Source organism: Bacillus sp. SIMBA_031 (genome assembly GCF_046535225.1).
GTDB classification, from domain to species: Bacteria; Bacillota; Bacilli; order Bacillales; family Bacillaceae; genus Bacillus; species Bacillus velezensis.
In genome coordinates this window covers 1-318 of record NZ_JAWRXC010000101.1, presented here as the reverse complement: position 1 = coordinate 318, position 318 = coordinate 1, and the positions used below count along the sequence as shown (strand labels likewise).

Genomic DNA, 318 nt, shown 5'->3' with positions numbered 1-318 from the left:
AGTCGGTTAGCGGCACAGAGATACAAGATGCCGCCGCCGCGGGCGTCGTCCAGACTTTCCCAGAAACTTTCGGAATGAACGCCGCCGCTTATCCTAGCAGTGCGTTATTCGATCAGTTGCTGCTTTTTCCGATGAAGCTCGGCTTGTCGATCGCGCTAGCCTCGACGGCGATGCTTGTTACCCCGACGCTGATGGCAAGCGGCTGCACCGATCGTCCTAACGTAGGCCGCTGAGCACCGCGAACCGCCATGATTTAAAGCTGCAGTCGACCTGGCGAAGTCCGCTATCGCGCATCCATTGCAACTGGCTTTCGACCGA

The 318-nt window shown here is 58.2% G+C and carries 1 protein-coding gene; it reads left to right on the top strand.

The genetic code is table 11. The annotated features are described in order from the left end of the window. A partial coding sequence (locus tag SB724_RS19685; RefSeq protein ID WP_410572473.1) for a hypothetical protein occupies positions 1 to 233 on the top strand: 233 nt, incomplete at its 5' end. Positions 234 to 318 lie beyond the last annotated feature (85 nt).